The organism is Lampropedia aestuarii (genome assembly GCF_004803635.1).
Taxonomy (GTDB): domain Bacteria; phylum Pseudomonadota; class Gammaproteobacteria; order Burkholderiales; family Burkholderiaceae_C; genus Lampropedia; species Lampropedia aestuarii.
Genome location: NZ_SSWX01000014.1, coordinates 103,625 through 118,041 on the forward strand (window position 1 = coordinate 103,625; position 14,417 = coordinate 118,041).

Below are 14,417 nucleotides of genomic sequence, written 5' to 3' on the forward strand. Positions count from 1 at the left end.
CAAGCATCGCTTTGCCCTTACTGCACGGCCCACCATACCGTATTTTCTTGAAACATCTCCCATGCATTCTGTATCCCAAACGCTGGCAGGTTGCCGCATTCTCAGCGTCGCCCTGAACCTGCCTGGCCCCGCAGCCTTGATGCGCCTGGCCACCATGGGCGCGGCTTGCACCAAATTGGAGCAACCGAGCGCCAACGGCAACATCACCACCAGTGATCCAATGGGCCAATATGCGCCGCATGCCTACCGAGAGCTGCACGCTGGCATTGACATCTTGCACGCCGACTTGAAAACTGCCGAAGGCCAGCAGCAAGCCCAAGCAGTATTGGCGCAGACCGATGTGCTGCTAACGTCGATGCGGCCTGCGGCCTTGGTGCGTCTGGGCTGGGACTGGGCCAGTTTGCATGCACAGTTTCCCCAGCTGAACATGGTGCAAATTGTTGGTGCCACTGGCGCGCGCAGCAATGAAGCAGGCCACGACCTGACCTACCAGGCCGAAGCGGGCTTGGTCACCAGCTTGCAAATGCCTGCCTCACTGATGGCCGATATGGCCGGTGCCTTGATGGCCAGCGAAGCCGTGCTGCAAGCCCTGCTGCTGCGCCAGCGCAGCGGCCAGGGACAAGTATTGGAAGTGGGCTTGCTAGAAGCCGCGCAGTGGCTGGGTATTCCACGCCGCTGGGGCATGACTACGCCCGACGGTGTGACCGGCGGCGCGCATGCCGGCTACCGTATCTACGCTTGCCAAGATGGTCGGGTGGCGATTGCGGCTTTAGAGCCACATTTTACCCAACGCTTATGGGAGCAAGTCAGCCCCGACAGTGCAGTGCCTGCGATGGACCACCCAAGCACACAGCAAGCGATTGCGGCATTTTGCGCCAGCCACAGCTGCACGCAATTGAATGCCTTGGCTGCACAATACGATCTGCCACTCGTGACCATGGCAGATTAAACAATTCCGCAAGCGCTTTCAGCCTGTTTACGATCTTACAAGCCGATGCGGCGCTTGACCTGCAAGCCGGCCCAGATCGCCGCAAACATCGCTGCGCCAAAAATCCAACCGGATACTGCGCCTGCCTGGCTGCCCGAGAGCAAGGTGCCCACCGTGCAGCCCAGGCCCACCATGGCGCCCCAGCCCAGCAGCACACCGCCGCTCAAGCCACGCAGCACATCGCGCCAGCCTGGCATGCGCAGCACAAACTGGCGGCTGAGAAAAGCCGCGACAAAGGCACCGCCGACAATGCCCGACAGCAGCACCGCATTCGGTGTTAAAAAAGTCGACTGCGGTGTTGTCGAGCAGCCAGCAAAGCCATCCAAGCCGTGCATCGTGGGAGGAATCCAGCCCAGCGAGTCGGCCCATTGGCGCGAAGCCGAGCCCAACAATGCTGTCACGCCCAGGGGCTTCATGCGGATGATGGCAAACGCGCCAACCAAGCCGACAACCAAACCACCACTCCAATAACTCCAACGCCCCTGCCACAAACGCACCCAAATGGCACCAAGGCCAGGAACAGCGGCCACGCCCATGTCGCCAGCTTGTGCGACCGCAAATCCTGTACCGCCTTGTACGGCGGCCAGCGCCATCTTGCGCTGGTAGCTGGCCGATGCAAAACCACGCCATAAATACGCGGCCACCAGCCCCAACACGGTGAGCTGCGCCAGCATCGCGCCGCCATAGCCCAAATGGGCTGGCAGCCAGACCACCGGCGCATCGGCAATTGCCAAGCTGTAGAGCGCATTCCAGCTTTTAAAACCCGCAATAAAACCCAGCGCCGAGCCCAGCAAGGCAAACGGCGAAGTGGCCGAGCCTTCTGACAAGCGGTACCAATGCGCGCTGATGCAAGAGCCAGAAACCACCATGCCCAAGCCAAATGCGACGCCTGCCAACACCAAAACCCAGCTGACTGGGCCAATGTGCATATCAGGCGGCAAGCGGCCTGCAGTGGGATTGACGATCCAGCCGCCCAACACCACGGTGTAGCCAATCAGGCCAACTGCAATCGCCAGCACAATCGCCAATAAACCGCGTGGGTCGCGGTCTTCAAACCAGTCGCGTGCGTGGCAGTAAAAGCAAAAACGGCTGCGCTGAAATGCCACGCCCAGTACCAGCCCGCTGACCAGCGCAAACACCAGCGCGCTGCCGCCCGTTTGTTGTTGCAACCAAACGCCCCATGCCAGGAGCAAGGCCACCACGATGGATGATGCGATTCTTTGCATAAGCCCATACCCATAAAAACCGGTCACAAAAAAACGCCCACCGAAGTGGGCGCAATACACCTAGCTCAAAACCATCTCAACCCAGACAGCGCGGTTGAGCCATTGCCGCGGCGATCCATAGCTGTTCTTATTTGGCAGCCCACACCGTACCGCTTGGGTTATTCACGGGCACGCCAACGGCATTGCCATATTCCGTCCATGAGCCGTCGTAGTTCTTCACGTCGTAGCCCAGAATTTTCGACAACGCAAACCAGGTATGGCTGGAGCGCTCGCCAATGCGGCAGTAGGTAATGATGGGGGTCGAGCCATCCAGGCCCACTGCGCCATAAATCACTTTCAACTCTTCCGGTGATTTGAAGGTGCCGTCTTTGTTGACTGCTTGGCCCCAAGGCACATTGACCGCCCCCGGTACGTGACCCGCACGAATCGCTAACTCTGGTACGCCGGCTGGGGCAAAAATCTTGCCGCTGAATTCATCAGCCGAACGGATGTCGACCAGCTTGGCATTGCTCTTGCCTTCGGCCGCTGCCAAGGTGTCGCTCAAACGGGCGCGCAAATCATTGTTGACACCTTTGACGGTGTAAGTGGTTTTGGCGTATTCAGGCACGCGGTTGTTGAGCGCGCGGCTCTCAGCCTCCCACTTGACGCGGCCGCCATCGAGCAGCTTGACGTTTTTCACGCCATAAATATCAAATACCCAAGCGCCCCAGGCGGCAAACCAGTTGTTGGTGTCGCCGTACAAGACCACCGTGGTGTCGTCAGTGATGCCAGAGTTGGACAGCAGCTTTTCAAAGTTTTCTTTGGAGACGATGTCGCGGCGCACGGTGTCATTCAAGTCGGTGTGCCAGGAAAAATTCACCGCGCCTGGGATATGGCCACGCTCATAGACGCCGGGGTTGACGCTGACTTCAATCAGACGGATCTTGTCATTGTCCAAATTGTCGGCCAACCACTCGGTCGTGACCAACGGACCTTCAGGCACAGGACTTGCCGCAACAGCAGCCCCCATGCCAGCCAATGCGCTAACCAGCGCTGAGGCACGAAGCCAAGTGTGAACCGAAGTAGCCATGGGTGCGTCCTTTCAATTTGAATCCATATTTCAACCTGGACGCGACTATAGAAAACAATAGATGAATCACCAACCAATCAATTGTCATGTGTTTATGCTGATGCACGATATAGCCGTTTGCTCAGATTTTCCTTAGGAAAAACGCATTTTGAGCAATGCCAACAACAGCGCTTAACGGTTTGCACCCAACAAACAGACCACAACAATTCAGGCCCTTGCGCGCTTTGCAATGCCATCCGAATGCACCACAAGGGTTTCGATGTATGTGGTGCATGCATGTGCTGCAAATAGGCGCAAAAAAAGAGGCCCAGGGCCTCTTTTGAATCGCGATGTAGCAGTGCACAGCGCGTGCACCGCTGGCGCTTTATTTCGCCAAAATGGCGTGCATTTCTTGCACAGAAATCACATCCAGATTGTTCAGTGACTTCATGCCTTCTACTGCAGCTTCTGCGCCGAAGATCGTGGTGAACATGGTCACACGGCCTTGCAATGCAGAAGTGCGGATCGAGCGGGAGTCGGCAATCGCGTTGCGACGCTCTTCCACGGTGTTGACGATCAAGGCCACTTCACCATTTTTGATCATGTCGACAATGTGTGGGCGGCCTTCGGCCACCTTGTTGATCACACGCACAGGAATGCCAGCTGCCTCAATAGCCGCTGCTGTACCACGTGTGGCAGTGATCTCAAAGCCCATGCCCACCAGCTCTTTGGCAATCGCCACAGCGCGTGGTTTGTCGGCATCGCGCACCGTCAAGAAGACCGTGCCGCTTTCTGGCAAACGGGTGCCTGCACCCAATTGGCTCTTCACGTAAGCTTCACCGAAGGTTTTGCCCACGCCCATGACTTCACCGGTGGATTTCATCTCAGGGCCCAAGATGGGGTCCACACCAGGGAATTTCACAAACGGGAACACCGCTTCTTTGACGCTGAAGTAGGGTGGCACGACTTCTTCGGTCACGCCTTGCTCAGCCAGGCTCTGACCAGCCATGCAGCGCGCGGCGATTTTGGCCAATGGCAAGCCAGTGGCTTTACCGACAAATGGCACAGTACGCGAAGCGCGTGGGTTGACTTCCAACACGTAGATCACGTCTTGTTTGTCAGCGCCCTCGCCCACTTCCTGAATGGCAAACTGCACGTTCATCAAGCCCACCACGTTCAGGCCATCGGCCATCGCGGCGGTTTGGCGCTTGAGCTCTTCCACCGTGGCTTTGGACAGGTAGTACGGGGGCAGCGAGCAGCCAGAGTCGCCCGAGTGCACGCCAGCTTGCTCGATGTGCTCCATCACACCACCGATCAGCACTTGGCCGGTGGCATCGCGCACGCAGTCCACGTCGCATTCAATGGCGTTGCGCAGGAAGCTGTCGAGCAGCACAGGCGAGTCGTTGCTCACTTGCACGGCTTCGCGCATATAGCGCTCCAGGCTGCTGCGTTCGTGCACGATTTCCATTGCACGGCCACCCAACACGTAGGAAGGTCGCACCACCAGCGGATAGCCAATCTCTTCGGCTTTCACCAAGGCTTCGGCTTCGGTACGGGCCGTGGCGTTGGGCGGCTGGCGCAAGCCCAGGTCTTGCAGCAAATGCTGGAAACGCTCGCGGTCTTCGGCCGCATCGATCATGTCCGGTGTGGTGCCGATAATTGGCACGCCGTTGGCTTCCAAGCCCAGCGCCAGTTTCAAAGGCGTTTGGCCACCGTACTGCACGATCACGCCGACTGGTTTTTCCAGATCGGCGATCTCCAGCACGTCTTCCAAAGTCAATGGCTCAAAGTACAGACGGTCAGAGGTGTCGTAGTCGGTCGAGACGGTCTCTGGGTTGCAGTTGACCATGATGGTTTCGTAACCGTCTTCGCGCATGGCCAGGGCCGCGTGCACACAGCAGTAATCGAACTCAATGCCTTGGCCAATGCGGTTCGGGCCGCCACCGAGTACCATGATTTTTTTCTTGTCGGTGGGCTTGGCTTCGCACTCTTCGTCGTAGGTCGAGTACATATACGCCGTATCGGTCGAGAATTCGGCCGCACAGGTGTCCACGCGCTTGTAGACCGGACGCACGCCCAGTGCATGGCGGGCTTTGCGCACTGCGTGCTCGTCGGTGTGCAGCAATTTGGCCAGACGGCGGTCGGAGAAGCCTTTTTGCTTGAGCACAACAAAGGTTTCTTTGTCGATAGCAGCCAGCGTGTCAGCGCCTTTTTCTTCGTACAGCTTGTCCAGTTGCAACTCGATCTTGACGATCTCTTCGATCTGGATCAGGAACCACTTGTCGATTTTGGTGATGTTGTGCACTTCATCCAAAGTCCAACCGGCAGCAAACGCATCGCCCACGTACCAGATACGCGACGGGCCTGGCTCGCCCAGCTCGCGCTCGAGCACTTCGCGGTCCTGGGTTTTCTCGTTCATGCCGTCCACGCCCACTTCCAGACCGCGCAAGGCTTTCTGGAAGGACTCTTGGAAGGTGCGGCCCATGGCCATGACTTCGCCCACCGATTTCATCTGGGTGGTCAAGCGGTCGTCGGCTTGTGGGAATTTTTCGAATGCAAAACGCGGCACTTTGGTGACCACGTAGTCAATCGTTGGCTCAAACGACGCTGGCGTAGCACCGCCAGTGATGTCATTTTTCAGCTCGTCCAATGTGAAGCCCACTGCCAACTTGGCAGCGATTTTGGCGATCGGGAAGCCAGTGGCTTTGGAGGCCAAGGCGGAGGAACGCGAGACGCGGGGGTTCATCTCGATGACGATCATGCGGCCGTCTTTCGGATTCACCGAGAACTGCACGTTGGAGCCGCCCGTGTCCACACCGATTTCACGCAACACTGCCAAAGAGGCATCGCGCATGATTTGGTATTCTTTGTCGGTCAGGGTTTGTGCAGGTGCCACGGTGATCGAGTCGCCGGTGTGCACGCCCATGGGGTCCAAGTTCTCAATGGAGCAGACAATAATGCAATTGTCTTTTTTGTCGCGCACGACTTCCATTTCGTACTCTTTCCAACCTAGGAGCGACTCTTCAATCAGCAGCTCATTGGTGGGCGAGGCTTCCAGACCGCGTTTGCAGATGGTCTCGAATTCTTCGGCGTTGTAAGCAATACCGCCGCCCGTGCCACCCAGCGTGAAGCTAGGACGAATAACGGTGGGGAAGCCCACGGTTTTTTGCACGTCCCAGGCTTCTTGCATGCTGTGGGCAATGCCAGAGCGGGCCGAGCCCAGACCGATGCGGGTCATCGCGTCTTTGAACTTCAGACGGTCTTCTGCTTTGTCGATGGCTTCTGGTGTGGCACCAATCAGCTCCACTTTGTATTTGTGCAGCACGCCATTGCGCCACAGATCCAGCGCGCAGTTCAGCGCGGTCTGGCCACCCATGGTGGGCAAGATCGCATCAGGGCGCTCTTTGGCAATGATTTTCTCTACCGTTTGCCAAGTGATGGGCTCGATGTAGGTCACATCGGCCGTGGCAGGGTCGGTCATGATGGTGGCGGGGTTGCTATTGATCAAAATGACCTTATAGCCCTCCTCACGCAGGGCTTTACAGGCCTGCACACCAGAGTAGTCAAACTCACAGGCTTGACCGATCACGATCGGTCCTGCGCCAATGATGAGAATGGATTGGATATCGGTTCTTTTAGGCATAGTTCAGCGCCTAGGGCGCTCTCCAACAAGTTTTTTCAGGCAACGCCACTGAGGGTCCGGGATTTGATGTGCTCAAGCAGTTTTTCCATGCGCTCGGGCGGCACTTTTTTCTGCATTAATTGCAGCATGCCTTCGCCCTCAGCAATCGGGCGCAGCACATCCACCTCGGGCGGATAAAAAGTTGCATCCCACTGCGCCAACTCTTGGTCGAACTCTTGATCAGTCCAGTTTTTGCCTTTGGCAATAAAAATCACCAGGGGCAGGGCTTTTTTCTCGATGAAAGACTTTTTATAAGGCTTTTGTGCCCAACGCTCGCCAAACCACTCACGCGCGCCAGGCTCAAGCGTCAGCATGCGCTTGGCAATGGCTTTTTCAAGCGCGGCGGTAGGAAAGCTAAAGAGTTTCATAAAAGGTCTGGTTCAATCAGGAAAATAGCCATCAAATCCGTATTCAAAAATGCGCAATCACCAGCTGTCTTGGTCCATAAAGTACCAAGCAGCAGGTGCAAGCATCTTAGTTAGATGCCACTTTGCGGCGCATCAAGGCCACGAACTGGTCAAACAAATAGGCAATGTCTTGCGGACCAGGTGAAGCCTCAGGGTGGCCCTGGAAGCACAGTGCAGGCTTTTCGGTATGCGCCAAACCTTGCACCGTGCCATCGAACAGGCTGGTGTGGGTAATGCGCACAGTCGCTGGCAGCGACTTCTCGTCAACTGCAAACCCGTGGTTTTGGCTGGTGATGCTCACACGGCCAGAATCGTGGTCTTTGACTGGATGGTTGGCACCGTGGTGGCCAAACTTCATCTTGAAAGTTTTGGCACCCAATGCCAAAGCCATGATTTGGTGGCCCAAGCAAATACCAAAAGTCGGGATGCCACTGTCAATCGCTGCACGTGCGGCATCAACGGCGTAAGCGCATGGCTCTGGGTCACCAGGGCCATTAGAGAAGAACACGCCGTCAGGTTGCAAAGCAAGCACATCCGTAAACGGCGTTTGTGCGGGCACCACAGTAACGCGGCAGCCCTTCTGTGCCAAGATGCGCAAAATGTTGTGCTTAACACCAAAGTCATACGCAACCACATGCATGCGCGGCGCGGTCTGTTCGCCATAGCCTTCACCCAATGTCCAAGTGGTTTGCGTCCACTCGTAAGTCTTTTGGGTAGTGACGACTTTGGCCAAATCCAAACCACTCATATTAGGAGCAGCTTTGGCTTGTTGCACCGCTTCTTGCACCAGCTCATCGGTCACAACCTGGCCAGCTGCCAAGGCAACGATGCAGCCGTTTTGTGCACCATGCTCACGCAGATGGCGGGTCAGTTTGCGAGTGTCGACGTTGGCAATAGCCACAATGTTTTGCTTGACCAGGTAGTCTTGCAAAGTCTGTGTTTGGCGGAAATTGCTGGCCAGAAGTGGCAAATTTTTGATGACCAACCCAGCGGCATAGGCCTTGCTGGATTCAACGTCTTCATCGTTGATGCCGTAATTACCGATGTGGGGATACGTCAGCGTCACAATTTGCTGGCAGTAGCTGGGATCTGTCAAGATCTCTTGGTAGCCGGTCAGGGATGTGTTGAACACCACCTCACCTGTAGTGGAGCCGGTAGCACCCACAGCGTTGCCAACAAAAATTGTGCCATCTGCAAGCGCCAAAATAGCGACGGGGAGATTTCCCTGCTGGAGAGACAAGAGCACGCGAATACCTCTAAAAGGAAGCCAAGAAGTTTCCGCCACACAAAAGGCTGCGCACACGCCTGATGCAGCTGTGCCTCGGTATTGCAAAAGCGCTCGCCTTCAATACACCGACGCGTCACATCACACAGGTAAAAGTCGCATCAACGCAACTCATGGGCACCGGCCAGGCGTGCCAAAAATCGCCCCCGTCTTAAGCATTGTTAAAACAAGGCAGGGCGTAGCACTGAGCGGAAACAGGGTAGATAAACCCTCCCATTATAGCTGAAGGCCAGCCTCACACGCCAAGAATCTTGCAGAGCCCCTGAAGATTACTGATTTGCAGGGGCTCTGGGTGCGCGTGATTCCAAGGCTGTTGCGCACGATTGAGCCACACGGCTTGCATACCTGCCTGTTGCGCACCAAGCACATCCAACTCTGTGTCATCACCGACATGCACTACCGCGCCATTGGCCAAACCCAGTCGTTCAGCCGCCAAATTGAAAATCCGGGCGTGCGGCTTGGCCACACCGGCCTCGCGGGCGGGCAAATTGGCAGAGAAAAAGCGGCCAATTGGCATTTGCAACACATTGGCATTGCCGTTGCTCACAGCAATCAGCCGATAACGTGCCGCCAAAGCATCGAGCGCAGCTTCCACTTCGGGGTACAACTCGACCTGCTGGCGTGTCGTGATAAAAACCTCAAAACCTTGCGCAGCCAAGGCCGGGTCATCGCCCGCTTGCGTCAAAGCGCGGGCAATCATTTGGGTACGCAAGAAGGTGAAATCATGCGCGTAATCCAAGTGCTCGGCTTTGATCTGCTCGCGGATGGTTTGCGCCACGCCCTCAGCCCCCCAGTGCGCCGCCGTCGCAGGCACGGTAGCATGCATCCATTCCAGCAAAGCCGCTTCGGCTTTGCGAATGGTGGGCCAGACGGGCCAAAGCGTGTCATCCAAATCGAGGCTGATGGCCTTGACCATCGCCACATCCAGCGGGGCGGTATCCTGTTGTGCGTTCATGGGCTGCAGCATAGCCGAAGAATGCCAACGGGGCTGCAAGGTGCGTTCAATGGCTCCCATTCAAACCCACTGACTGGACACGGCACCGAATCTGGCCAGCGACCAAGATAAGCCTTGTCAATCAGTGCCCCATTCACGCAACGAATGACAAGAAATTAACAGAGAATAAGCAGCTGCTGCAATCTCTCAGCCCATCCCCAGGATAATGACAGGCTATGAATCCGAGACTCGACCGCTTAAACCCCTACCCTTTTGAGCGCCTGCGCGGCTTATTTGCCGACGTCAAGCCCAACGCCCAGCTCAGCCCTATCAGCCTGGGCATTGGCGAGCCGCGCCATGCGACACCTGAAATTGTGCTCAAGGCCTACGAGCAGGCTTTGCGCTCTGGCCCATCTGGCCTGTCCAGCTACCCGGCCACTGCGGGCAATGCCGACTTGCGCAATGCCTTTGCACAGTGGCTGGACAAGCGCTACGGCGTCCACGTCGATGCCCAAGCCCATACGCTGCCAGTCAATGGCTCACGCGAAGCCTTGTTTGCGCTGACCCAGGCGGTCGTCAACCCCGATGACAAAGACGCCATCGTGGTCAGTCCCAATCCTTTCTACCAAATTTATGAAGGCGCAGCCCTGCTGGCCGGCGCTACGCCCTATTTCGCCAACAGCGATCCAGCCCGCAACTTTGCGGTTGACTGGGACAGCGTACCTGCTGACATCTGGCAGCGCACCCAGCTGGTGTTTGTCTGCTCGCCCGGCAACCCCACCGGCGCGGTGATGCCACTGCCAGAATGGCAAAAGCTCTTTGATCTCAGTGACCGTTACGGCTTTGTGATTGCCAGCGACGAGTGCTACAGCGAAATTTATTTCCAGCAAGACGCCCCATTGGGCGGATTGGAAGCGGCCCAGCAGCTCGGCCGCCTGGACTGGAAAAACCTGGTCATCCTCACCAGCCTGTCCAAACGCAGCAATGTGCCTGGCATGCGCAGTGGCTTTGTTGCAGGTGACGCGGAGATCATCAAAAAATTCCTGCTCTTTCGCACCTACCATGGCTGCGCAATGGCCCCACCGGTGCAGGCAGCCAGCATTGCCGCCTGGGGTGACGAGGCCCATGTCGAGCACAACCGCCAGCTCTACCGCGAAAAATTCAGCCAAGTGACTCCGGTCCTTGCACAGGTGCTGGATGTACGCCTGCCCGATGCCAGCTTCTACCTCTGGGCCGCCATTCCCGCGCACTTGGGGCTCAGCGATACTGAATTCGCCAAAGCCTTGTACGCAGAGCAAGCCGTCACCGTTTTGCCGGGCAGCTACTTGGCGCGCGAAACCCCGACAGGCAACCCAGGCGCCGGCCGTATCCGCATGGCCTTGGTCGCTGAAACGGCTGAATGCCTGGAAGCAGCCCACCGTATTGCAGCCTTTGTACGGCAACGCAGTTGATTGTGCACTACCATTGCCAACTTGACCTGGCGGCATGCGCACTGGCTGCGCATGCATTGGCAAGGCAGTAATGCGCCAGATGCACTGACGCAAATCCTTCGCAGCCCCGCTTCAATACCCTCTATGCGGTTGTTGGGTGGGCCAGCACTGAGCCACTGCACTGGCCTCCAGCGCAGTCCCCTTTTTCCTCTCGGACCCCTAGATTTATGACACAAGCTCTGCAAACCCTCATTGAAAACGCCTGGGAAGAACGCGCTGCGTTCTCGCCTGCATCGGCTCCTGCGGATGTGCGCAACGCCGTTGAAGACGTGATCTCCCAGCTCGATTCCGGCGCGCTGCGCGTAGCCAGCCGCAATGGCGTGGGTGACTGGACCGTGCACCAATGGATCAAAAAAGCGGTACTGCTGTCTTTCCGCCTGAACGACAATGAACTGATGCAAGCGGGCCAGCTGGGCTTCTACGACAAAGTGCCAACCAAATTCTCCGGTCTGTCACAGCAAGAGATGGCTGCAACGGGCGTGCGCGTCGTGCCTCCAGCGGTAGCCCGCCGCGGCAGCTTCATCGCCAAAGGCGCGATTCTGATGCCGTCCTACACCAATATCGGCGCGTATGTAGACGAAGGTACGATGGTCGATACATGGGCCACCGTCGGCTCATGCGCCCAAGTTGGTAAAAACGTTCACCTGTCTGGCGGCGTGGGCCTGGGTGGCGTGCTGGAGCCTCTGCAAGCCAACCCCACCATCATTGAAGACAACTGCTTCATTGGCGCTCGCTCTGAAATTGTTGAGGGCGTGATCGTTGAAGAAAACTCCGTGATCTCGATGGGCGTCTACATTGGCCAAAGCACGCCTATCTATGACCGCGCAACTGGCGAGGTCAGCTATGGCCGCGTGCCAGCTGGCTCGGTGGTGATCAGTGGCTCCTTGCCAAAAGACAATGGCCGCTACAGCTTGTATGCGGCAATCATCGTCAAACGCGTGGATGCACAAACCCGTGCTAAAACCAGCTTGAACGATTTGCTGCGCGATTAAGTACAACAACCGCATAGCTGCCACCGCTGCAGCTATGAAACGGCTGCAGTCCCTCAGAACGTGTTTGCGATCTAAGCAAACAGGGACTGCAGCAGCCCAGCAGGCGTATAAGGGCCGGCCATTTGCCAACCACAAGCCCAGAATTTACCGGCGCTCAGCCTGCCACATTGACGCCAGAAACCCTTGGACACTCCCGAACCGCAATTGCCCAGGCCAATGCGCCTGAACCACCACGTGCGCTTTGCCGATTTTGTGCCTAAAGTTCTGATTCAGCAGGATTTACGCCAGGTGCAAGTCTGCTTGTGAAACAGAAAATGGTACATTAAGCACTACTTTAATGATTCGTTACACAACTGCATTTTGAGGAGTCGCCATGTCGGCAATGGAGCGTCTGTTGAGAATGATGGCCGACAACAAGGCATCCGACCTGTACCTGTCGGTCAATGCCCCAGTCATGGTGAAAGTGCGCGGTGAAACCATTGCAGTGAACAACCAACTGCTGTCAACCGAAGCGCCTTTGAAACTGCTCAGCGAAATCGTCTCTGCGGAAAGCATTGAAGAGCTGCGCAATACAGGCGAGCTCAATGTGGGCGTGCCAATCAAAGGCGTTGGCCGGTTTCGAGTCAGTGCGATGCGCCAACGCGGGACCTATGCAGTAGTTATTCGGTTTATCCCTCGCGACATTCCAGATCTGCAGGATTTACGCCTGCCCCCGATCATAGAGTCATTGAGCCTGGAAAAGCGCGGCTTGATTTTGGTCGTTGGCTCGACTGGTTCAGGCAAAAGCACGACGATTGCGTCGATGATGGATTTACGCAATAAAACAACGGTCAACCACATTCTGACGATTGAAGATCCAATCGAGTACACGTTCCACAACAAGCGCAGCATCATCAACCAGCGTGAAGTAGGCTCCGATACGGCCTCTTTGCAGGTAGGCTTGAAAAACGCCTTGCGTCAAGCCCCGGATGTGATTCAGATTGGCGAGATTCGTGACCGCGAAACCATGTCTGCAGCGCTAGCTTATGCCCAGTCTGGCCATTTGTGCATCTCAACACTGCATGCCAACAACTCCTACCATGCGCTCAACCGCATCTTGAGCTTTTATCCGGTTGAAGTGCGCCCAACGATGCTGGGTGATCTGGCCGCGACGCTCAAAGCCATCATCTCACAGCGTCTGCTGCGCGGCATGGATGGCGAGCGCATTCCTGCAGTGGAAGTGCTGCTCAACACGAAGCGGATCTCAGAATTGATTGAGGCCAGCAACTTCTCTGGCATCCGCGATGCAATGCAGCAATCGATGTCTGAAGGCTCGCAAACCTTTGAGGAGTCCTTAGCACAACTGGTGGCTGAAGACCTTGTTGACCGTAAGGCAGCATTTGAAGCGGCCGACTCACCTACGAACCTGATGTGGCGTCTTCAAAACGACTTCGCGATGGCGGCCAACATGGCCAAAGCCAATGTCGAGAATTCGGAAGAAACCAATGATGAGCCATCTTTTACTGAATTTTCGCTGGATGTACGCGGCTCCAGCAACGGCTGACAGCCTGCCACACCACTATCCCCTAAGTGACGCAGCTAGCTACTGAGTGGCCTTAGCATGCGCAAGAGTATAGTCAGCACTCGCCAGTTCCTATTGCCAACCCCAAAGGAGATAACCACCATGTTCAGCCATGTCATGCTCGGCGCCAATGACCTCAATGCCTCAGTGCAGTTCTACAACGCCATGCTGGGTGCCCTTGGTGCCAAACCCGGTGTACAAGACAAGCACCGCTATTTCTGGCGCCATGCTGGCAATATATTCAGCGTAACAACGCCAATCAATGGCGAGCCAGCCACTGCATCCAACGGATTTACCCTGGGTTTTACAGCCGATTCGGTGGAGCAAGCGACACAGGCCTATGAAGCGGCTATTGCCGCTGGCGGCACAGCCATTGAAGATGAGCCAGGCTGGCGTGGCGATGAACGTTTAAAAATGTATTTGGCCTATTTGCGCGATCCATCGGGCAATAAAATTTGCTTAATGCACCGCCCATCGAAAGCCGCTTAAACATTCCACTGCAGTGATCGGTAGGCCATCTACCAATGGCTGCAGCGGCAAAGACTCGCTGCAACCTTGCTAGACTGCCTACTGTGTGCTGCCGCACCAGCGTCAGCGAGAGCATCGAGCACAAGCTAATGCAGCGGCAGGGCTTTACCCCAGGTTGATAGCAGCGGCTGCTATCCCGCAAATGCGCAGACAAACTGTTTTTTAGTCTGCGTCCTCCTGCTACCGAGTCCAGAGGCATAGTACATGCGTAAGGCCAGGTCTTAGTGCATATCACTCCTATCACAATGTATTGACCCACTAAAAAGCTGCACAGGT

Annotated in this window: 12 protein-coding genes; 6 read left to right on the plus strand and 6 right to left on the minus strand. The window is 56.4% G+C overall.

The features are described 5' to 3' along the window. Window positions 1-61 precede the first annotated feature (61 nt). A complete protein-coding gene (locus E8K88_RS11725) occupies window positions 62-949 on the plus strand; it encodes a CoA transferase (RefSeq protein ID WP_136406858.1) in 888 nt (295 codons plus the stop codon). 35 nt (window positions 950-984) lie between these two features. Here E8K88_RS11725 and E8K88_RS11730 read toward each other — a convergent pair whose 3' ends face one another. The 6 genes from E8K88_RS11730 to E8K88_RS11755 all read right to left on the minus strand — a co-directional run bounded on the left by E8K88_RS11730 (window position 985) and on the right by E8K88_RS11755 (window position 9,591). After that, entirely contained in the window at window positions 985-2,214 is a 1,230-nt protein-coding gene (locus tag E8K88_RS11730) for a YeeE/YedE family protein (RefSeq protein WP_136406859.1), read from the minus strand. A 127-nt stretch (window positions 2,215-2,341) separates the two neighbouring features. Beyond that, a complete protein-coding gene (locus tag E8K88_RS11735; protein WP_136406860.1) occupies window positions 2,342-3,283 on the minus strand; it encodes a sulfurtransferase in 942 nt (313 codons plus the stop codon). A 364-nt stretch (window positions 3,284-3,647) separates the two neighbouring features. After that, a complete protein-coding gene (gene carB, locus E8K88_RS11740; RefSeq protein ID WP_136406861.1) occupies window positions 3,648-6,905 on the minus strand; it encodes a carbamoyl-phosphate synthase large subunit in 3,258 nt (1,085 codons plus the stop codon). Window positions 6,906-6,940: 35 nt separating this feature from the next. Continuing rightward, a complete protein-coding gene (locus E8K88_RS11745; RefSeq protein WP_136406862.1) occupies window positions 6,941-7,312 on the minus strand; it encodes a hypothetical protein in 372 nt (123 codons plus the stop codon). A 106-nt stretch (window positions 7,313-7,418) separates the two neighbouring features. Beyond that, window positions 7,419-8,597, minus strand: a complete 1,179-nt coding sequence (gene carA / locus E8K88_RS11750; RefSeq protein ID WP_136406863.1) for a glutamine-hydrolyzing carbamoyl-phosphate synthase small subunit — start codon at window positions 8,595-8,597, stop codon at window positions 7,419-7,421. A gap of 274 nt (window positions 8,598-8,871) precedes the next feature. After that, window positions 8,872-9,591 carry an HAD family hydrolase gene (locus E8K88_RS11755; protein WP_240754489.1) on the minus strand — a complete coding sequence of 240 codons (720 nt, stop codon included), beginning with the start codon at window positions 9,589-9,591 and terminating at the stop codon, window positions 8,872-8,874. Between the two features lie 215 nt (window positions 9,592-9,806). Between E8K88_RS11755 and dapC the strand changes: the two genes are divergently transcribed. From dapC to E8K88_RS11775, 5 genes are all read left to right on the plus strand, one after another. After that, window positions 9,807-11,021: a succinyldiaminopimelate transaminase gene (gene dapC, locus E8K88_RS11760; protein ID WP_136406864.1), complete on the plus strand. Its 1,215-nt coding sequence runs from the start codon at window positions 9,807-9,809 to the stop codon at window positions 11,019-11,021. A 206-nt stretch (window positions 11,022-11,227) separates the two neighbouring features. Beyond that, window positions 11,228-12,052, plus strand: coding sequence for a 2,3,4,5-tetrahydropyridine-2,6-dicarboxylate N-succinyltransferase (gene dapD / locus E8K88_RS11765; protein ID WP_136406865.1), 825 nt, complete (start codon window positions 11,228-11,230; stop codon window positions 12,050-12,052). 183 nt (window positions 12,053-12,235) lie between these two features. Further along, window positions 12,236-12,358, plus strand: coding sequence for a hypothetical protein (locus E8K88_RS18485; protein ID WP_276606670.1), 123 nt, complete (start codon window positions 12,236-12,238; stop codon window positions 12,356-12,358). A gap of 67 nt (window positions 12,359-12,425) precedes the next feature. Beyond that, window positions 12,426-13,595 (plus strand): PilT/PilU family type 4a pilus ATPase, encoded by a 1,170-nt coding sequence (locus E8K88_RS11770; RefSeq protein ID WP_136406866.1) that lies wholly within the window; start codon window positions 12,426-12,428, stop codon window positions 13,593-13,595. Between the two features lie 120 nt (window positions 13,596-13,715). Then, window positions 13,716-14,102 carry a VOC family protein gene (locus E8K88_RS11775; RefSeq protein WP_136406867.1) on the plus strand — a complete coding sequence of 129 codons (387 nt, stop codon included), beginning with the start codon at window positions 13,716-13,718 and terminating at the stop codon, window positions 14,100-14,102. Window positions 14,103-14,417 lie beyond the last annotated feature (315 nt).